Here is an 18,229-nt window from a genome sequence, read left to right on the forward strand (position 1 = left end):
CCGCGCGGCCTGGCGTCGCGGGGGAGCACCGTGGTGAGCGGGGGCGTGGAGAACACCCCGCCGCTGGCCCGCTCCACGCTGGACCGTGCGGCGCACCGGCGTACCGACCCGCAGTGGTTGGCGCAGGCTTGGGCCGGGGCGCGGGTGCTGGTCCTGGACGTCGAGACGGGTGGGCGGGCGCTGGTGCGTACCGACACCGCCGCGCCGGAGTTGGTGCTGGTGACCGCCGACGCCCTGCCACCGGCACTCGCCTCGGGCGCGATGTTCCTCGGCGTCGAGCCGGACGGGGTGCCGGTCTTCTGCGTGCACAGCGCGTTACCGGTGACTGCGCAGACCCGACCGGCTCACCTGCGGGAGGTCGGGCATCTGCTCAGCGACCGGGACGCCGGGCTGTTCACCACCGCGTTGGCGTTGACCAACTGGCATCTGCGGCACCTCTACCACCCGGTCACCGGGGAGCCGACCCGGGCGGACGAGGCCGGCTGGACCCGGGTGGACAGTACCGGCGAGCGGGTGTGGCCGCGTACCGATCCGGCGATGATCGTGCTTGTGCACGACGGGGTCGACGGCGGCGAGGGCCGGTGCCTGCTCGGCAACAACGCCACCTGGCCCAGCAAGAAGGGCGTCCGGCGGTTCTCCTGTCTCGCCGGCTACCTGGAGCCGGGGGAGTCGGCCGAGGCCGCGGTGCTGCGCGAGGTCCGCGAGGAGGTCGGCGTCGAGGTTTCCGACATCACGTACGCGGGCAGCCAGGCCTGGCCGTTTCCCGGTTCGCTGATGCTCGGTTTCCTGGCCACCGCCGATTCGGCGCAACCGCTGCGGACCGACCCGGTCGAGATCGCCGAGGCGCGCTGGTTCTCTCGGCAGGAGATCGAGGCGGCGCTGGCCGGTCGACCGGTCGAGGTGGGCGACGCCCGGCTGCTGCTGCCTCCGCCCTCGTCGATCGCGCTGTTTCTGGTGCAGCGCTGGCTGGAACGCAGTTCCTGACGGAACGGTTCGGCCCCGGTCCGTGACCGTCGTTGCCGCGGCGGTCACGGACCGGGGACACCGGCCGTCGTGGTCGGCTGGGTGAGGAACTCGGCGGGGGAGCCGGTCGACCACGACGGACGTGGGGTGGATCAGGTGCCGGGCCGTCCGGGGGCGGCCCGCCGGTGGCGGGTCTCGTCCAGCGGCAGCACCTTGACCCGTTGCTTGCCGGAGCGTACGGCGCCCACGGTGGCGATGGCGCGGGCCAGCAGCAGTGCGGCGTCGCGGTCGTCGGCGTGGACGACCTGGCGACGTGGCTCGGGCCGGGCGGTCTCGTCTCGCAACCGTCGACCTCCGGCCCAGGCGGCGGTGATGTCGGTGTCGGCGGCGGCGCGTATCTCGGTGCGAACGATCAGGAACCGCATGGGGGTCTCCGGATGTGTCGCGACGGGGTGGAACCGTGGAAGTTCCACGTCACGGACGTCATCGTACGCCCGCCCCGCGTCCCAGCAAGTGAAACGCGCCCATTGGCGTACAGGCTCGACCGATCATCCGATCCCTGCTCAGGGGTTGTCGGACGACGACAGGGCCGCCGGCTCGACAGCCGACGGCCCGTTTGGACGCCCGGGTGTCAGGGCGTGCCGAACTCCCCGTTCCTGGCACCGGAGATGAAGGTCTGCCAGCCGGCCCGACCGAACAGCAGCACCGGGCCACCACGGTCCTTGCTGTCGCGCAGCGCCACTGCGGCGGGACCGTCGGACAGCGGTGCGACCTCCACGCAGTTGGAGGTCTGGCTGCGGGTACTGGTGCGCCAGGGTGCGTCCGCGAGCTGGGCGAGGACGGCTGTCGTGTTGCGGAACTCGTTCATCGTTGCGCTCCTGTGGTGAACCGATGGAACGAGTGGCACCGCACGTCCCGACGGTGACCGGTGGTGGTCACCGTTCCGTCAGGCGCCCGGAGGCTCTGCGGCGTTGAGCCGGCGCCGTTGCCGGACCACCCGCCACAGTGGGCGGGGTCGCCGCGGCGGACAGCTGTCCCGACGACTCCATCAGCCAGGAGAGGGTGTCCGATGCGGAGAGTGCCGCCGTGCAGAGCCACTCGAACACCACTTTATAGCGATTTATGGTGATTGCATCGGTCGACATGACGTCGGTGAAGCCACCTTCGATCGCGAGCGTTTCCGGATCGTGGGGATCGGCGAAGCGATAGAGCGAGAACGCGGTCGGCGGGAGGTACCACTGGCCGATCGGGGCGTCCCGGGGAAGCACGTGCAGCGTGACGTTCGGCAGTAGGGCCAGCTCGCAGAGCTGCGCCAACTGTTCCCGGAGCACCTCGGGGGGCCCGGCCCGGCGACCGAGCGCGGACTCCTCCAGCACCGCCGTGTAGCGGGGCGGATCGGTTTCCCGGGTGAGTGCCGACTGGCGCGCCAACCGGGCCTTGATCTCGGTTTCGATCTCGTTGTCGGCCTCCGGGACGCCAGCGGCCTGGTCGACCTGCCAGGCGGAGGAGATCCGCATCCGGGCGTACCCGGTGGTCTGCAACAGCCCCGGCACCAGCACCGGGTTGTACTCGGAGATCTCCGCGCAACCCGCCTCCAACTCGGCGAAGCCGCGCTGTTGTTGGGTCATCGCCGGATATCGCTTCAGCCACCCACGCATGTCACCGGCCTCCTGGGTGATGCTGAGCAACTCCGCCCGGACAGCGTCGTCGACGCGGTACAGGTCGAGCAGATCCCGGACGTCACCCGGGTCGGGTCGGCTGCGACCGTTCTCCAGGCGGGACAGTTTGGACGCGGAAGCCCAGCCGACGCGTTCGATGACCTGGTCGCCGGTGAGCCCGGCTGACTCGCGCAGTCGGCGCAGCTCACCGCCGAGCCGGCGGCGGCGCAGGATCGGGCTGGGTGCGGCAGGAGGCACAGTGTCCTCTTTTCCGTCGACCGCCGCGGACGCGACGGTAACTGTATGAAATTCGCCCCCCACGGTCAGTATGGACGTCGCGACCGGCGTCGGAGGTACCGGCGGAGGGCGTGTCCCCAGAAATACCCAGACCCGACAGCACTCCGGGCGACGCGATCCACGTCGCCGGATTCGTCGATTCCACCCACCCCGCGTCGCGTCACCGGAGGATCAATGCGCACCGTCCTGAGTCGCCCGGACTTCCGCCTGCTCTTCGGAGGGCTGCTGGCCAGCATGACCGCAGAGTCGATCCTGCTGCTGGCGCTCGCCGTCTGGGTGAAGGACCTGACCGGATCGGACGGCCACGCCGGTGCCACGATCTTCGCGATCCTCGCGCCACGGATGCTCGCGCCGCTGGTCGGATGGTTCGTCGACAGGTGTCCCGGCCGTCCCCTCTTCGTGATCACCAACCTCGCGACGGCGTTGCTGCTCACCCCGCTGTTCGCGGTCCGCGACGCGGGCGACATGTGGATCCTGTACGCGGTGGCCGCGTCGTACGGGTTGTCGAACCTGACCATCGGTACGGTGCTCAGCCGCCTGGTGCGGGAACTGGTGCCGCCGGACCTGCTCGGTGAGGCGAACGGGGCGTTGCAGACGGCTCGGCAGGGACTGCGGTTGATCGGCCCGCTCGCCGGTGCCGGTCTCTATCTGGCGCTCGGCGGATGGCTGCTGGTCGTGGTGGGGATTGTCGGATTCCTGCTCGCCGCCGTGGTGGTCGGTACGCCTCGGACGCTCCCCGGGCCCAGCGAGCTGCCGGCCGGGCCACGCGAGTCGCCGGCCGCGACGGCCACCGCCCGACTCCGCTGGCCGGAGGAACTGATCGCCGGACTCCGCCACCTGGCGGGCGAGCCGGCGCTGCGGCGGGCGTTGCTCGGGTACGGCCTCGGTTCGCTGGTGATGGGCTTCACCGAAACGCTGATCTTCGCGTACGTGGACCGAGGGCTCGGGCGGGATCCGGCCTTCGTGAGCGTGCTCTTCACCACGCAGGGCATCGGCGGTCTGGTGGGTGGGCTGTTCTCGGCGGCCGTGCTGCGTCGGGTCGGTGAGCTGGGCACCCTGGCCCTCGGGGTGGCGCTCTTCGGACCTGCCGCGCTGCTGCTGGCGTACCCGAATCTGTGGCTCGGCCTCGTCGCGGTGCTGATGGCGGGCCTGTCACTGCCGTTGTCGATGGTCGGGCTGCACACCCTGATCCAGCGGCGGACCCCGGCGGAACTGCTCGGCCGGGTCGCCGCCGCCGCCGAGGCGGTGGTCAGGTTCCCGCAGACGGTCTCGATCGGCATGGGCGCGCTGATCGTGGCCCTGCTCGACTACCGGCTGGTGTTCGTGGCGGTCGGTCTGGTCACCCTGCTCGCCGGCAACCACCTCTGGCGCGGCCGTCACCTGAGCCCGCCGTCCGGACCGGCGACACGCCCCCGGATCCCCACCCAGCGCTCCGGCCCCGGCGTGGCCGACCACGACGTCGTCGCCTCGGGTGGACGGCTACCCGAGGCGACGACATCATGATCGTGTGGGTCAGACGGCGAGACTCGCCAGGTGCTGCTTGACCTGGTTGATCGACGGGTTGGTCAGCGCGCTGCCGTCGGCGAAGCGCAGCGTGGGCACCGTCTGGTTACCGCCGTTGACCTGCATCACGAACGTGGCAGCCGCGGGATCCTGCTCGATGTCGACCACCTCGTAGGCGATCCCCTCCCGGTCGAGCTGCGACTTCAACCGGTGGCAGTAGCCGCACCAGGGGGTGGAATACATCGTCAGCATGGTCAGATCCTCCAACGTCACGCCCGGTGGCTTGCCGATCAAGCACGGGCTATCCGCTGCAACATCAGGGGAAGCTGCGACAATTCCCCGCTGTGGTGGTTAACTCCGCAGCCGATCGCGTGCTGGCCGGGCTCGATCCGGAGCAACGCGCGGCGGTGACCGCCCCGGCCGGCCCGGTCTGTGTGCTCGCCGGAGCGGGCACCGGGAAGACCCGGGCGGTCACCTCCCGGATCGCGTACCGGGCGCTGACCGGTGAGATATCGGCCCGGCATGTGCTGGCGGTCACCTTCACCGCCCGAGCCGCCGCCGAACTGCGCCAACGGCTCGCTGCGGCCGGTGTGGCCGGCGTACAGGCACGCACCTTCCACGCGGCGGCGCTGCGTCAGGTGCGGTACTTCGCGCCCCGGCTGCTCGACGGCCGGGCCATGCCCGAGTTGCTGGACAGCAAGGTCAGGTTGGTCACCCTCGCCGCCGCGCGAGCCGGTCTGCGGGCCGACCGGACGGCCGCCCGCGACCTCGCCGGTGAGATCGAGTGGGCCAAGTCCTCCCTGGTAGAGCCGAGCGAGTACGTGGTGGCCGCGGCCAAGGCGCTGCGGGAGACCACACACGAGCCGGCGAAGGTGGCGCAGGTGTTCGCCGCGTACGAGAAGCTCAAGCGCACCGGAGGTGTGATCGACTTCGAGGACGTGCTGCGGGCCGCGGTGTGGGGGATCGAGGAACATCCGGACGTCGCCGAACAGGTCCGCAACCAGTACCGACACCTCGTCGTGGACGAGTACCAGGACGTCAACCCGTTGCAGCAGCGGCTGCTCGACGCCTGGCTCGGCGGCCGTGACGACCTGACCGTGGTCGGCGACGCCTCCCAGACCATCTACTCGTTCACCGGCGCCACCTCGGCATACCTGGTCGACTTCCCCCGGCGCTACCGGTCGGCCACCGTGGTCCGGCTGGTCCGGGACTACCGTTCGACACCCCAGGTGGTGGGGCTCGCCAACGCGGTCATCTCGCAGGCGCGGGGCACCGAGGCGCGGCTGCGCCTGGAGTTGGTCGGGCAGCGCCCGGCCGGTCCGGAACCGGAGCGGCGGATCTTCACCGACGAGCCGGCCGAGGCCGCCGCCGTGGCCGCCCGCTGCCGCGCGTTGATCGACGCCGGCACCCCGGCCCGCGAGATCGCCGTGCTGTTCCGCACCAACGCCCAGTCCGAGGCGTACGAGAAGGCGCTCGCCGAGGTGGGCGTGCCGTACCTGGTCCAGGGGGCGGAGCGGTTCTTCGAGCGCGCCGAGGTCCGGCAGGCGATGGTCGCGTTGCGGGCGGCGACCCGGTCCCTACCCGGTGAGATGCCACTGCCGGCGGCGGTGGTCGAGGCACTGGCCGGCGTCGGCTGGGCACCGGACGCGCCGCCGCCCGGTGGCGCCGCCCGCGAGCGGTGGGAGGCGCTGGCCGCGCTGGTGCAGCTCGCCGAGGAGTACGCGGCCGCCCCGGAGCTCCTGCCGCTCGGGGTGGCCGCCACGGTGGAGCGCCCGGCCACCCTGACCGACTTCACCGAGGAGTTGGCCCGGCGGGCGGCCCAGCAGCACGTACCGACCGTGGAGGGGGTGACCCTGGCCTCCCTGCACTCCGCCAAGGGGCTGGAGTGGGACGCCGTCTTCCTGGTCGGCCTGGCCGAGGGCACCCTGCCCACCACGTACGCGCGCACCACCGAGCAGGTCGAGGAGGAACGCCGCCTGCTCTACGTCGGCATCACCCGGGCGCGGCAGTGGCTCTGGCTGTCGTACGCGTCGGCCCGTTCGCCGGGTGGCCGAGCGCGCCGGCCGTGTCGTTTCCTGCCGCAGCTGGCACCCACCTCGGCGACGGAGCGGGCGGGCGGGGGGCGGCTGGCGCGGACCGCGCAGCGGCGTGCCGCCACCCGGATCGTCTCCTGCCGGATCTGCGGCACGACCCTGCTCTCCGGGCCGGACCGGAAACTGGGCCGGTGTGCCACCTGCCCCTCCGACATCGACGACGAGCTGCACGAGCGGCTGCGCGAATGGCGGTCCCGGATGGCCGGGGCGCAGAAGGTTCCCGCGTACGTGGTCTTCACCGACGCGACGCTCGTGGCCCTGGCCGAACGGAGGCCGGGCCGGGCCGAGGAACTGGTCGCCATCGCCGGCATCGGGCCGCGCAAGCTCGGCCTGTACGGGGAGGCGGTGCTGGCGTTGGTGGGGGGCGCGGCGGTCGACGAAATCTGCCCACAGAAAAGTTCTGAATCTGACCGTTAATTCGTTTGCCCTCGCCCCGCAAGCAGGCATAGCCTCATGACACACCTCGCAAGGGGGCCCTGTTCGGGCTGCTCACGGGGTTTGTGTCCGGGTCGACCACGAGTGAACGTCAAGGAGGTGGCACCGATGGAGAGCTACATCTACCAGCGTCCGACGGCGCTGCCCGTTGCCGTCGCTTCGCTGTCGGCTGCCCCGACGGCCGTCGCTGCGCTGGCGGAAGTCCGGGCCACCACCGTCGCCCCGCGACCGTGGGCTCCGCAGGTGCACCGGGCCGAGATTCAGGCCGAGCTGACTCTCGCACCGACTGCGAACGGGCTCCAGGGGAGCAGTGTCTTCACGGGCAAGGGCGTCGATGGCGTCAACAAGCGGATGGACGTCCGCGGTGTTCCACCTCGAGGTAGACCGGTCTGATCACAGACCACCGGCTCACCTCGAGGCCGCGGAACCCGCATACCGGGATCCGCGGCCTCAGTTTTTTGCACCGCCGAAGTTCGTCAACAGCGATCCACGGGGGATCGCAGTGAGAGAGAGGTGACCGGGCGATGAGTCTGGCGTTGGCCCCGCTCGACGTGAGCGTCGAGGTGGAGGCGAACCTGCCCTGCCGGAAGTTCGACCCCGACCTGTGGTTCTCCGACTCGCCCACCGAGCTGGAACTGGCCAAGTCGCTCTGCGGGGACTGCCCGCTGCGCGTCGAGTGCCTGGCCGGCGCGGTCGAGCGAGCCGAGCCGTGGGGCGTCTGGGGCGGCGAGATCTTCGAGCGTGGCGCGGTCGTTCCGCGCAAGCGGCCCCGTGGCCGCCCGCGCAAGGAGGACCTTGCCCGAGACGCCGAGTTGCGGGTCGAGGCGGAGGCACGACTGGCGGCCAATGGCCTCGCCACGTCGCGCAACGCGGTCCGGCTGGCTGCCTGACATGTTCCCGATTCGGATCAACCCCGCCGGTGTCGTACCGGCCGAGAGAAAGCTGACCACGATGCTGTCCCTTTCGAACGGAGCCGACATGTACCTACTTCAAGAAGCGTTGTCCAGGGCTCGAATGCTCCGGCCTCAGGCCGGTCGCAGCACCACGAGCACTGAGGCAACCCGATCCGCCCGTACCGTCGCCATGGCCGGCCGCGCCCGGTCAGCTCGCGAACTGGGCGTTCTGTAGGACCACACCGCAGACGGCGGGCGGGGACCGATCGGTCCCCGCCCGCCGCATTTCGTACCGGGTCAGCTGACGGCGGCGAATCCCGGCAGCCAGCGTTCCAGGATGCCTCGATAGGGGGCCTTGGCCTCCAGTTGGCACAGCACCCCGATCGACCCGAGCGTCACCCGGTGGATGAGCAGGTAGGACGGCGGCAGGTTGAGTTGCCGGCTGAGCTGGTACGCCGGGGAGCGCGGGTTGGCCAGCCGGGTGGCTTCGGCGCGCAGCCAGGCCCGGGTGAACCGGAACTCGTCGGCGGCGATCGGCTCCAACATCGGACGCAGGAATTCCAGCAGCGCCTGCGCGTCGATCGGCTCGTCGGTGCTGACGAAACCCTCGGCCCGCAGCCCGGCCACCACCTCGTCGGCATCGCCGCGCAGGGCCAGCCCGGCGATGCGACCGATCGGTTCCGGTGTGCCCTCCGGCATCCGGGCCACCGCTCCGAAGTCGATGACACCGAGTCGGCCGTCGGGTAGCAGCCGGAAGTTACCCGGATGCGGGTCGGCGTGCAGCAGCCCGGCCCGGGCGGGCGCGGACAGGTGGAGGGTGGCCATCAGCCGGCCCGCCTCGTCGCGCTGTTCCTCGCTGCCGGACCGGATGATGTCGGCCAGCGGGGTGCCCGCGATCCATTCGGTGACCAACACCCGGGGTGAGGCGTGGAAGACCTCCGGAATGTAGATCTCCGGGTCGTCGACGTACCCGGTGGCGAAGGCCCGCTGGGACTCCGCCTCCAACTCGTAGTCCAACTCCTCGGTGATCCGTTCCCGCAGCTCGGCCAGGAGTGGCTTGATGTCCAACCCGGGCTGGATGGCCCGGAACATGCCGCCCAGCCGGGAGAGCTGTTTGAGGTCGGCGAGCAGGGCATCGCCGGCACCCGGATACTGGATCTTCACGGCGGCGTCGCGTCCGGTGCCGTCCGGCAGCCGCCACACGGCCCGGTGCACCTGCCCGATGCTGGCCGCCGCAGCCGGGGAGTCGTCGAAGCTGACGAACCGGTCTCGCCAGGCCGGCCCCAACTGCTCGGCCAGCACCTTGTGCACGCTGGCGGCGGGCAGCGGCGGCGCTGCCTCCTGGAGTTTCGTCAGCGCCTGTCGGTAGGGCGCGGCGATCTCCTCCGGCAGGGCGGCCTCGAACACCGACAGCGCCTGACCGAACTTCATCGCCCCGCCCTTGAGCTGGCCCAGGACGCTGAACAACTGTTCGGCGGTGCGTTGCTGGATCTCGGCGGAGATCACGTCGGAGGCGAGCCCGGTGACGCGCTTTCCCATGCCGAGGACGGTCCGGCCGGCGAAGCCGAGCGGCAGAGCGGCGAGCTTGGCGGTCCGGGACACGGCCCGGCGCGGGATGTCGGTCACTTGGTCATTGTTACCGACTCGGCCAGCCCATTGCTGCCGTGCAGCCGCACCCGCCGCCGGTGCGGTCGTCAACCGCCACATCGGCAGCGCGGATGTGGCGGCCAGTAGCGTCGCCGCAGGCTGCCGGCAGCCACCACCTCGACAGACCCGCCGAGGGTCTCGGGAGTGCCTCCGTCGAGCTGGCTCAGCGCCTCGCCGACGGCGTACCCGGTCGCGGTCAGCAGGAGACTTGCGGCGCAGGCCGCAGCGGGTTGGGCACCGGCGAGTTGCGCGGCGAGCGCCGGCCAGCCCGGATCCCGGTCGGCCCGGTGCAGGTCGAGGCAGTGCAGGCAGGGGCCGACCGGCGGGCGGACCAGGGGCCCGATCGTCGGGACACCCTCCCGGACGTCCACCAACAGGTGCGGTTGTCTCCGTTGCGCGTGGCCGGCGGCCAGCAGCGCGGCAGGCCGGTCGGTGCCGAGCTGCACGACCAGGTCGGGTCGTGGTCGGCGGAGTGGACCGGTGCCGGTGCCCGGAGCGGCCCGCTGGATCGCCGCTCGGGCCGCGCCGTCGAGTGGCCGCCCGACCTCGGTCGCGGGAATGCCGGTGCCGACGAGGTCGATGGGGCGAACCGATCCGGGCAGGTCCGGATGAACGTGACCGACACCCGCCTGGGCGAGCGCGACCGCGATGGCGGGGCCGAGCGGGCCGCTGCCGGTGATGGTCACCCGGGCGGCCAGGCGGCGTCGGAGCACCTGGGCGGGGGTGCCCGGCAACCGGGCGGTGGTCAGCGCCAACGCGTCGGCCTCGGCCCGCAGCCGGGTCCGTCGTGCTCCGGTGAGATCCCGGGGTAGGAGGGTGTGCGCGGGCACCACCAGGCCGGCGGCGCGGAGGGCGTCGAGCAGGGCGCGGGCGAGTTCCGGGCGCACTGTCGTCCCGGTCAGCACCTGCCGCTCGCTGTGGGCGCCGTCGAGCAGGTCGAGCAGCCGGGCCGCTCGGGGGTCGGCCACTTCGACCAGAACCGCACGCTCTCGGCCGAGGCCGAGCTGGAGGGTGTGCCGGTCACGCCAGAGGCGGGTCAGCCCGGGTAGCAACCGGGGGCGGGGAGACGGCGGGCTCTGGATGGATCGCGTCATGGGCACGAATAGTGACCGCGTCCATGCTTTCCGTGGATCGTTGTCCACAGGTGGCCAGCCTTAGATCCAGGGCTGTCCACAGGATTCGGCGAGTTATCCACAACCCGCGAGTAGCGGAGTCGGCGGTCCGACAGTAATCACGCGCGTCGACGGGGGTGGCGTTGTCGCCACCCCCGTCCGGTACGCGTAGGTCAGACCTTTGCCTTGCCCAGGATGCGGTTCACTGTTGTGCCACATACCGGACACTTGCCCTTGGCCATGTTCATGCCGGTCTTCGAGACCTCGACGCGGCCCTCGAAGTCCCGCTTCTCCTTGCACTTGACGCAGTAACCGTTGTAGGTCTGGGCCTGGTCGGCCACGGTGTGCCCTCCTCGTGTCGTCCACCGGTCGATAAACGGCCCGGTGGGTCTCCCGGTGGCGGTCGCTCAGAGCGCCCGGCGCCGGGTCCTGTCCAGTGACCACCTACGTGGCCACTGGTTGGCGGACCCTACCCAGGTGTGGGTGGTTCCATGTCAGCTGCGCTTTGCCACTGTGAGCAAGGCGACGTCGAGAGTGTGCACGCCCAATTGGGTCAGATCAGTCAGTTTGGCGGGGACACGCCGACCGGTATCCCGCAATTGCGCTGGTGGTGCCGCTGCGACCGGGTTGAGGACCCCGAATCGGGGCCCATCGTGATGATCACTTACCGTGGTGGGTGGTCCCGGTGTGACGCCTCGCCGGCCACCACGAAGGGTGACCGTGACGGACCGTACCGCTTCTGGGCAGAAATTTTTCGGGACTCCTGGCGACCAATCCCCATTTTCCGGGCGCGTGTCGGGGAGTTGACCCTTGCGGAGCCCTGGTCACAACGCATTAGCTTGCCAACGTGACAGCAAACCGAGGCTGCGCGGTCCACTGATGGCTGGGCCGCGGAAGCCGGTCGTCGAGGTACGGCGCAGCCAGCGTCGGCGACGCACGGTGTCCGCCTACCGCGACGGGGAGCGGGTCGTCGTCCTCATCCCGGACCAGTTCTCCCGGGCCGAGGAGAGCGAGTGGGTCGACCGGATGCTCGCCAGGCTGGCCGCCCGCGAGGGACGCCTGGTCCGCTCCGACGCCGAACTGCTGGCCCGTGCCGGCCGGCTGATCAAGCTCTATCTCGCCGAGTACGGCAACCAGGCCCTGCCGGCCAGCGTCCGCTGGGTGAGCAACCAGAACGGCCGGTGGGGCTCCTGCACCCCGGCGGACCGTTCGATCCGGCTGTCGCACCGGATCCAGGAGATGCCGGACTGGGTGATCGACTACGTGCTGCTGCACGAACTGGTCCACCTCATCGTGGCCAGTCACAACGCGCAGTTCTGGGCGCTGGTCGGCAGGTACCCGAAGACCGAACGGGCACGCGGTTACCTGGAGGGCGTGGCGGCCGTGGCCGGCACCCCCTGAGCGCACCGACGCGACGGCGGTAGGGTCGGTGGATGGCCCGACGTGTGGTGGTGGCGCTGCTCGCACCGGTCGCCTGGGCACCGCCCGGCGTCGACCCGACAGACTGGCGCACCGCGCTCGCCGAGGACGTGGTGGACCTGCTCGCCATGCTCAACGAGGTGGATACGGCGGTGGCGGTCACCCGGGCGGACCGCTGGCTGGCCGATGCGGTGATCTGGCCCCAGACGGCCGTGTACGAGGTGCCCGAGCCGACCCCGAACGCCGTGTTCGCCGCCCTGACCACGACCGACCGCTACGAACAGGTGGCGGTCGTCGCGGGCGACGCGCCCGACCTGCCCGGACTCACCGTGGGCAAGCTGCTGCGTCCGCTGTCCAGCCGGCCGGTGGCGGTCGCCCCGGCCGAGGGTGGTCTGCCCGGACTGCTCGGGATGGCGGCCCGGCTGCCCGTACCGTCCTGGCTGCCGCCGCTGGACATGGACGCCACCGTGCCCGCGGCCATCCGGGCAGCGGCTCCTCGCCCCGGCGACCTGGCGGTGACGCCCTCCTGGCACCGGCTGCGCGGCCCGGCTGACCTGGCCCGGCTCGATCCGGCGCTGGACGGGTGGGAGCACACCCGGTCGCTGCTGTCCGGCGCCGATCGCAGCGGCTGACGCCGTCACGCCGGCAGCGTGACGGCGACCAGCCGGTGGTCAGGGACGGTCCTCGCCGTCCTCGGTGTCGTCGCGGCGGTCCCGCTCGCCCGGGGCCTTCTCCTCGGGGCCGCCCGGCGCGGAGAAGTCGAAGCTCTCCAACTCGGCCATCAGATCCGTGTCCGCCATGGCGAAGGCCACCGGGTCGGCGAAATCGTCGTCGGAGGGAAGCAGGTCGGGGTGGCCCCACAGCGCGTCCCGCCCGGCGATTCCCCGGTGCTCGGTGAGCGCCGCCCAGAGCGCCGCGGCCTCGCGCAGCCGACGGGGCCGCAACTCCAGCCCGACCAGGGCCGCGAAGGTCTGCTCGGCCGGTCCGCCGGCCGCCCGGCGGCGACGGAACGCCTCGCCCAGCGCCACGACGTTCGGCAGCCGCCCGGCCGCCGCGCCGTCGACCACGTGGCAGACCCAACCCTCCACCAGGGCGAGGGCGGTTTCCAGGCGGGCCAGCGACGCCTTCTGCGTCGGGCTGTCCTCCGGAGTGAAGATGCCCTCCAGAGCGATCGCCTGCATCGACTCCGGGTCGGTCGGGTCGACCCGGCCCATCGCCTCCTCGATCGCCTCCCGGTTCACCCGGATGCCTGCGGCGTACGTCTCGACGGCGTTGAGGACGTGCCCGCGCAGCCACGGAACGTGCTCGAAGAGTCGCTGGTGCGCCGCCTCGCGGAGGGCCACGTAGAGGCGGACCTCGTCCTCGGGCAGCTCCAGGCCCTCGCCGTACGCCTTGATGTTGGCCGGGATGAGTGCGGCCGTGCCGGCCGGTCCGAGCGGCAGGCCGATGTCGCCGGCCGAGAGCACCTCCGCGGCGAGTGACCCGAGTGCCTGGCCGAGTTGGCCACCGAAGAGCGCGCCACCGAGGGTGGCCACCATCGACTGCATCGGGCCGAGCTGGGCTCGGGCCTCCGGTGGGACCAGGTCGCCCATCGCGCCGACCATCCGGCTGGCCACCGGATCACACAGTTTGCGCCAGACGTCCAGCGTCTTGAAGATCCACTCGTTGCGGTTCCAGGACACCGTGGCGCGGATGCCCGAGGGCAGCGCGGAGGCTGGCTCCAGCCAGAGGTCGGCGATGCGCAGGGCCTCCTCGACCGCGTGACGCTCGTGGGGCGAGACCGCCGGGTCGCCCGCACCGGCGAGCTGACTGGCCGCCACCTGACGGGCCAGGTCCCAGTTGACCGGCCCGCTGCCCGACGCGGAGAGCAGGTGCTGCAACTGCGACATGAACTGCTGCATCTGCGCGGGGTCGTTGGGGTCGGGCGGCTGCCCACCCGGTAGCGCGAAACCGAACGGAATATCAGGCACGACGTCTACGGTACGCGCGTGACGCCCGAGGTCGCCGCCACCGTGGTTGCGCTGAGGGCGAAGTCGTGCGTCGTGCCGACCGGGAGCCGTGGCCGGGATCGGTACGCTCTGCCGCATGAGACGTCGCGGCATGACCGTTCTGCTCGGTGCTCTGCTCACCGCACTGCTCAGCATCGGGGTGCTCGGCGCGCCCGTCCCGTACGTGGTGCTCGGTCCCGGCCCGACCGTCGACACCCTGGGCCGGGAGGACGGCAAGGAGGTCATCCAGGTCACCGGCCGGGAGACCTCGACCTCCGAGGGTCAACTGCGGTTGACGACGGTGGGCGTGCAGCCCGGCGTCAAGCTCCGCTCCGCCATCCAGGGCTGGCTCTCCGACGAGCAGGCGGTGGTGCCGCGTGAGCTGGTCTACCCGCCGGGGGAGAGCCAGGAGGAGGTGGAGCAGCGCAACGCCGAGGACTTCCAGGTCTCGCAGACCAGCGCGGAGACCGCGGCACTGCGCAAACTCGGGTACGAGGTGCAGGTGGTGGTCAGGACGGTGGCCGACGACGGGCCGGCGGCCTCGGTGCTGCGCCCCGGTGACGTGGTGACGTCGGTCGACGGTGAACCGGTCCCGCTCGCCTCCCGGCTGACCGAACTCATCCGGTCCAAGCCGGCGGGCACGGCGCTGCGGATCGGGTACACCCGCGACGGCACCGCGCGGACCGACACCATCACCAGCCAGGAGCAGGACGGCCGCCCCCGGATCGGGATCGAGATCGAGCAGCAGCAGCCGCATCCGTTCACCCTCTCCATCGACCTGAAGGACATCGGTGGCCCCAGCGCGGGTCTCATGTTCGCCCTGGGCATCATCGACAAACTGACCCCGGACGATCTGACCGGCGGCCGGATCATCGCCGGCACCGGCACCATCGACGACGCCGGTCAGGTCGGCCCGATCGGCGGGATCCCACAGAAGCTGGTCGGCGCGAAGCAGGCCGGTGCCACCGTGTTCCTGGTGCCGGCGGCCAACTGCGCCGAGGCGGTCCGTAACCGGCAGCCGGACCTACCGTTGGTGAAGGTGGGATCGCTCGACGAGGCGCTGGACGCGCTGGAGAAGCTCCGTTCCGGGGGCGAGCCCGCGTACTGCTGAGCCGCGCGGCATGACCTTGCGCTCACGCTTTCAGGAACACCCCGTACTCTGGGTGCCTGGTCGGAGCCGATCATAACGAGCGTGCGGAGCCAACAGTGGTCATGCGTAGCAGCAGCCCCCTGCCGAGGATGAGCCGACGCGGACGCGTCACGATCGGGGTCCTGATCGGGGTGTTCGTACTGTTCACCCTGTTGGGCTGGGGAGTGCAGGCCTGGACGGACTGGCTCTGGTTCTCCGAGGTCGACTACACCGAGGTCTTCCGGGGTGTGCTGGTCACCCGGTTGCTGCTCTTCCTGGCGGCGGGCCTGGCCATGGCGGCGATCGTCGGCGGGAACCTCTGGCTCGCGCAACGGCTGCGCCCCCGGATGCGACCGCACTCGCCGGAACAGGCCACCCTGGAGCGGTACCGGATGCTGCTCGGCCCCCGGCTGGGTCTGTGGATCGCGGTGGCCGCCGCCGTCGTGGGTCTGTTCGCGGGCCTGTCCGCGCAGAGCCGTTGGAACCAGTGGCTGCTCTTCCTGCACGGTGGTGACTTCGGCGTCGACGATCCGGAGTTCGGCGTCGACGTCGGCTTCTACGTCTTCCAGCTGCCGTTCTGGCGGTTCCTGCTGGGGCTCGCGTTCACCGCGGTGGTCCTGGCGTTGATCGGTGCGCTGGCCGTGCACTACCTCTTCGGCGGGGTACGCCTGCAAGGCGTCGGTGACCGGATGAGCAACGCGGCCCGCGCCCATCTGAGTTCGCTGGTGGCGGTCTTCGTCCTGTTGAAGGCCGTCGCGTACGTGCTGGACCGGCGGGCGATGCTGCTGGAGTACAACGACGGCGTGGGGGTGTACGGCGCCGGCTACGCCGACATCAACGCACTGCTGCCGGCCAAGGAGATCCTCGCGTACATCTCCGTGGTGGTGGCGATCGCGATCATCGTGTTCTCCAACGCCTGGATGCGCAACCTGGTCTGGCCGGGCATCTCGCTGGCCCTGCTCGGTGTCTCCGCGGTGGCGATCGGCGGCATCTACCCGTGGGCGGTGCAGACCTTCGAGGTCAAGCCCAGCGCCCGGGACAAGGAAGCGCCCTACATCCAGCGCAGCATCGAGGCCACCCGCGCGTCGTTCGGGTTGGACATCGCCGAGAGTTCGGCGTACCCGGCCAACAACCTGAACCCGCCGGAGAGCCTGGCCACCGACACCTCGGTGGTGCCGAACATCCGGTTGCTCGACCCGCAGTTGGTCAGCGAGACCTACACCCAGCTTCAGCAGGTCCGTGGCTTCTACGACTTCGGGCCGAAGCTCGACATCGACAGGTACACGCTCGACGGCGCGACCCAGGACTACGTGGTCGGCGTACGTGAAATCAACTACGGCGAGCTGACCGCGCAGCAGAGCAACTGGATCAACCGGCACACCGTCTACACCCACGGCTACGGCGTGGTGGCCGCGCCCGCCAACCGGGTCGTCTGCGGTGGCCAGCCGTTCTTCGTCTCCGGTTCGCTCGGCGAGCGTTCGCAGGAGTCGTGCGCCTCGCCCACCGACCTGATCCCGGCGAGCCAGCCCCGGATCTACTACGGCGAGCGGATGTCGGACGGCGACTACGCGATCGTCGGCAAGCCGAACGAGAACGCCAACCCGGCCGAGTTCGACCGCCCGGCCGGCGAGGGCGGCGAGGGGTCGGAGTCGTACTACACCTACACCGGTTCCGGTGGCGTCGAGATCGGCTCGTTCACCCGCCGCCTGCTCTACGCGATCAAGGAGCAGGAGGCCAACTTCCTGCTCTCCGAGGCGGTTAACGAGAACTCCAAGCTGCTCTACGTACGTAACCCCCGGGACCGGGTGGAGAAGGTCGCGCCGTTCCTCACCCTGGACGGTGACCCGTACCCCGCCCTGGTCGACGGGCGGGTGCAGTGGATCGTCGACGGTTACACCACCGCCGCGACCTACCCGTACGCGGAGCGGGTCAACCTCCAGCAGGAGACCACCGACGAGCTGACCGGCCGGGGCACCATCCAGCTGGCCCGGGAGAACGTCAACTACATCCGCAACTCGGTGAAGGCGACCGTCGACGCGTACGACGGCACTGTCGTCCTGTACGAGTTCGACGAGAACGACCCGGTGCTCAAGGCGTGGAACAAGGCGTTCGGCGGTGACCTGATCAAGCCGCGAGCCGAGATCCCCCAGGCGCTGGTCGACCACTTCCGGTACCCGGCCGACCTGTTCAAGGTGCAGCGCAACCTGCTGACCCGGTTCCATGTCACCAACCCCGGCGACTTCTACTCCGGCCAGGACTTCTGGCAGGTGCCGAACGTGCCGGACGCGCCGGACAGCGGGCAGAAGCAGCCGCCGTACTACCTCTACACGCAGTTCCCGGGGCAGGACGCGCCGCGTTTCCAGCTGACCAGCGCGGTCACCCCGAACGGTCGGCAGAACCTGGCCGCCCTGATCTCCGGGTCGTACCAGGACGGCAAGCCGACGTTGCAGGTGTTGGAGTTGCCGGACCAGACGGCGGTCTCCGGGCCGGTGCAGGTGCACCAGCGGATGACCAACACCAACGCCAACATCCGGCAGCAGTTGAACCTGCTCTCCTCGAACCAGGCCCAGGTGCAGTACGGCAACCTGCTCTCGCTGCCCTTCGGCAACGGGATGCTGTACGTCGAGCCGGTCTACGTCAAGAGCAACCAGCAGGACGCGTACCCGCTGCTGCAGAAGGTGCTGATGTCGTACGGCGACGGCGGTTCCTACGTCGTGCTGGCCGACAGCGTGGCCGACGGCATCAAGCAGCTCGTCGAGCAGGGCAAGCAGGCGGCGGCCGGTAATCCGCCGCCGCCCCCGACGCAGGGCGAGGAGCCGCCGGAGCAGGGCGGGGAACCGCCGGCCTCACCGTCGGCCACCCCGACCCCGGGTGACGCACCGCCGGCGACCGGTGAGCTCGGTGCCGCCGCCGACCGGGTCCGGGCCGCGATCACCGAGGTACGTGCGGCGCAGGCGTCCGGCGACTTCGAGCGGTACGGTCGCGCGTTGGCCGCGCTGGACGAGGCGCTCACCGCCTTCCAGCAGGCACAGACAGCGGCCAACCCCGGTGCCACCCCGAGCGGCGGGGCGACCGAGTCCCCCGGCGGCTGA

General features: G+C 70.9%; 17 protein-coding genes. 9 read left to right on the forward strand and 8 right to left on the reverse strand.

Annotation, left to right across the window (positions count from 1 at the left end; all coding sequences use genetic code 11):
• The first annotated feature begins 30 nt into the window (after positions 1-30).
• Positions 31-984 (forward strand): NAD(+) diphosphatase, encoded by a 954-nt coding sequence (gene nudC / locus FF096_RS02775; protein WP_309222539.1) that lies wholly within the window; start codon positions 31-33, stop codon positions 982-984.
• A gap of 131 nt (positions 985-1,115) precedes the next feature.
• Here nudC and FF096_RS02780 read toward each other — a convergent pair whose 3' ends face one another.
• The 3 genes from FF096_RS02780 to FF096_RS02790 form a co-directional block, all read right to left on the reverse strand.
• Positions 1,116-1,388: a hypothetical protein gene (locus FF096_RS02780; protein WP_155214665.1), complete on the reverse strand. Its 273-nt coding sequence runs from the start codon at positions 1,386-1,388 to the stop codon at positions 1,116-1,118.
• A gap of 206 nt (positions 1,389-1,594) precedes the next feature.
• Positions 1,595-1,831 carry a DUF397 domain-containing protein gene (locus FF096_RS02785; protein ID WP_155214666.1) on the reverse strand — a complete coding sequence of 79 codons (237 nt, stop codon included), beginning with the start codon at positions 1,829-1,831 and terminating at the stop codon, positions 1,595-1,597.
• Positions 1,832-1,898: 67 nt separating this feature from the next.
• Positions 1,899-2,879, reverse strand: coding sequence for a helix-turn-helix transcriptional regulator (locus FF096_RS02790; RefSeq protein WP_309222540.1), 981 nt, complete (start codon positions 2,877-2,879; stop codon positions 1,899-1,901).
• Positions 2,880-3,092: 213 nt separating this feature from the next.
• Between FF096_RS02790 and FF096_RS02795 the strand changes: the two genes are divergently transcribed.
• Positions 3,093-4,421 carry an MFS transporter gene (locus tag FF096_RS02795; protein WP_155214668.1) on the forward strand — a complete coding sequence of 443 codons (1,329 nt, stop codon included), beginning with the start codon at positions 3,093-3,095 and terminating at the stop codon, positions 4,419-4,421.
• A 9-nt stretch (positions 4,422-4,430) separates the two neighbouring features.
• Here FF096_RS02795 and FF096_RS02800 read toward each other — a convergent pair whose 3' ends face one another.
• Positions 4,431-4,673 (reverse strand): mycoredoxin, encoded by a 243-nt coding sequence (locus FF096_RS02800; RefSeq protein WP_155214669.1) that lies wholly within the window; start codon positions 4,671-4,673, stop codon positions 4,431-4,433.
• A 92-nt stretch (positions 4,674-4,765) separates the two neighbouring features.
• Between FF096_RS02800 and FF096_RS02805 the strand changes: the two genes are divergently transcribed.
• The 3 genes from FF096_RS02805 (at position 4,766) to FF096_RS02815 (ending at position 7,839) form a co-directional block, all read left to right on the forward strand.
• A complete protein-coding gene (locus FF096_RS02805; RefSeq protein WP_309222541.1) occupies positions 4,766-6,931 on the forward strand; it encodes an ATP-dependent DNA helicase UvrD2 in 2,166 nt (721 codons plus the stop codon).
• A gap of 126 nt (positions 6,932-7,057) precedes the next feature.
• Entirely contained in the window at positions 7,058-7,342 is a 285-nt protein-coding gene (locus FF096_RS02810; protein ID WP_155214670.1) for a hypothetical protein, read from the forward strand.
• A gap of 131 nt (positions 7,343-7,473) precedes the next feature.
• Complete coding sequence (locus FF096_RS02815; protein WP_155214671.1) at positions 7,474-7,839, forward strand: WhiB family transcriptional regulator; 366 nt, start codon at positions 7,474-7,476, stop codon at positions 7,837-7,839.
• 300 nt (positions 7,840-8,139) lie between these two features.
• Here FF096_RS02815 and FF096_RS02820 read toward each other — a convergent pair whose 3' ends face one another.
• From FF096_RS02820 to FF096_RS26230, 3 genes are all read right to left on the reverse strand, one after another.
• Positions 8,140-9,468: an AarF/ABC1/UbiB kinase family protein gene (locus FF096_RS02820; RefSeq protein ID WP_309222542.1), complete on the reverse strand. Its 1,329-nt coding sequence runs from the start codon at positions 9,466-9,468 to the stop codon at positions 8,140-8,142.
• A gap of 68 nt (positions 9,469-9,536) precedes the next feature.
• Complete coding sequence (locus FF096_RS02825) at positions 9,537-10,583, reverse strand: hypothetical protein (RefSeq protein ID WP_155214672.1); 1,047 nt, start codon at positions 10,581-10,583, stop codon at positions 9,537-9,539.
• A 191-nt stretch (positions 10,584-10,774) separates the two neighbouring features.
• The gene (locus FF096_RS26230) at positions 10,775-10,942 is read right to left on the reverse strand and encodes a DUF5679 domain-containing protein (protein WP_012014940.1); all 168 of its coding nucleotides are present in this window, start codon (positions 10,940-10,942) and stop codon (positions 10,775-10,777) included.
• A 538-nt stretch (positions 10,943-11,480) separates the two neighbouring features.
• Here FF096_RS26230 and FF096_RS02830 point away from each other — a divergent pair.
• Positions 11,481-12,002 (forward strand): M48 family metallopeptidase, encoded by a 522-nt coding sequence (locus FF096_RS02830; protein ID WP_155214673.1) that lies wholly within the window; start codon positions 11,481-11,483, stop codon positions 12,000-12,002.
• Positions 12,003-12,034: 32 nt separating this feature from the next.
• Complete coding sequence (locus tag FF096_RS02835) at positions 12,035-12,652, forward strand: hypothetical protein (protein ID WP_155214674.1); 618 nt, start codon at positions 12,035-12,037, stop codon at positions 12,650-12,652.
• Positions 12,653-12,691: 39 nt separating this feature from the next.
• On the opposite strand, the gene FF096_RS02840 is transcribed toward FF096_RS02835, so the two are convergent.
• A complete protein-coding gene (locus FF096_RS02840; protein WP_309222543.1) occupies positions 12,692-13,990 on the reverse strand; it encodes a zinc-dependent metalloprotease in 1,299 nt (432 codons plus the stop codon).
• 115 nt (positions 13,991-14,105) lie between these two features.
• On the opposite strand from FF096_RS02840, the gene FF096_RS02845 reads away from it, so the two are divergent.
• Positions 14,106-15,119: a PDZ domain-containing protein gene (locus FF096_RS02845; protein ID WP_196222420.1), complete on the forward strand. Its 1,014-nt coding sequence runs from the start codon at positions 14,106-14,108 to the stop codon at positions 15,117-15,119.
• A 101-nt stretch (positions 15,120-15,220) separates the two neighbouring features.
• Positions 15,221-18,229 carry a UPF0182 family protein gene (locus tag FF096_RS02850; RefSeq protein WP_155214675.1) on the forward strand — a complete coding sequence of 1,003 codons (3,009 nt, stop codon included), beginning with the start codon at positions 15,221-15,223 and terminating at the stop codon, positions 18,227-18,229.

The organism is Micromonospora sp. CP22 (genome assembly GCF_009712475.1).
Taxonomy (GTDB): domain Bacteria; phylum Actinomycetota; class Actinomycetes; order Mycobacteriales; family Micromonosporaceae; genus Micromonospora.

Coding starts and splice junctions, on each gene's coding strand:
- FF096_RS02780 (WP_155214665.1), bottom strand. CDS start 1,388: ATGCGGTTCCTGATCGTTCGCACCGAGATACGCGCCGCCGCCGACACC.
- FF096_RS02785 (WP_155214666.1), bottom strand. CDS start 1,831: ATGAACGAGTTCCGCAACACGACAGCCGTCCTCGCCCAGCTCGCGGAC.
- FF096_RS02795 (WP_155214668.1), top strand. CDS start 3,093: ATGCGCACCGTCCTGAGTCGCCCGGACTTCCGCCTGCTCTTCGGAGGG.
- FF096_RS02800 (WP_155214669.1), bottom strand. CDS start 4,673: ATGCTGACGATGTATTCCACCCCCTGGTGCGGCTACTGCCACCGGTTG.
- FF096_RS02810 (WP_155214670.1), top strand. CDS start 7,058: ATGGAGAGCTACATCTACCAGCGTCCGACGGCGCTGCCCGTTGCCGTC.
- FF096_RS02815 (WP_155214671.1), top strand. CDS start 7,474: ATGAGTCTGGCGTTGGCCCCGCTCGACGTGAGCGTCGAGGTGGAGGCG.
- FF096_RS02825 (WP_155214672.1), bottom strand. CDS start 10,583: ATGACGCGATCCATCCAGAGCCCGCCGTCTCCCCGCCCCCGGTTGCTA.
- FF096_RS02830 (WP_155214673.1), top strand. CDS start 11,481: ATGGCTGGGCCGCGGAAGCCGGTCGTCGAGGTACGGCGCAGCCAGCGT.
- FF096_RS02835 (WP_155214674.1), top strand. CDS start 12,035: ATGGCCCGACGTGTGGTGGTGGCGCTGCTCGCACCGGTCGCCTGGGCA.
- FF096_RS02845 (WP_196222420.1), top strand. CDS start 14,106: ATGAGACGTCGCGGCATGACCGTTCTGCTCGGTGCTCTGCTCACCGCA.
- FF096_RS02850 (WP_155214675.1), top strand. CDS start 15,221: ATGCGTAGCAGCAGCCCCCTGCCGAGGATGAGCCGACGCGGACGCGTC.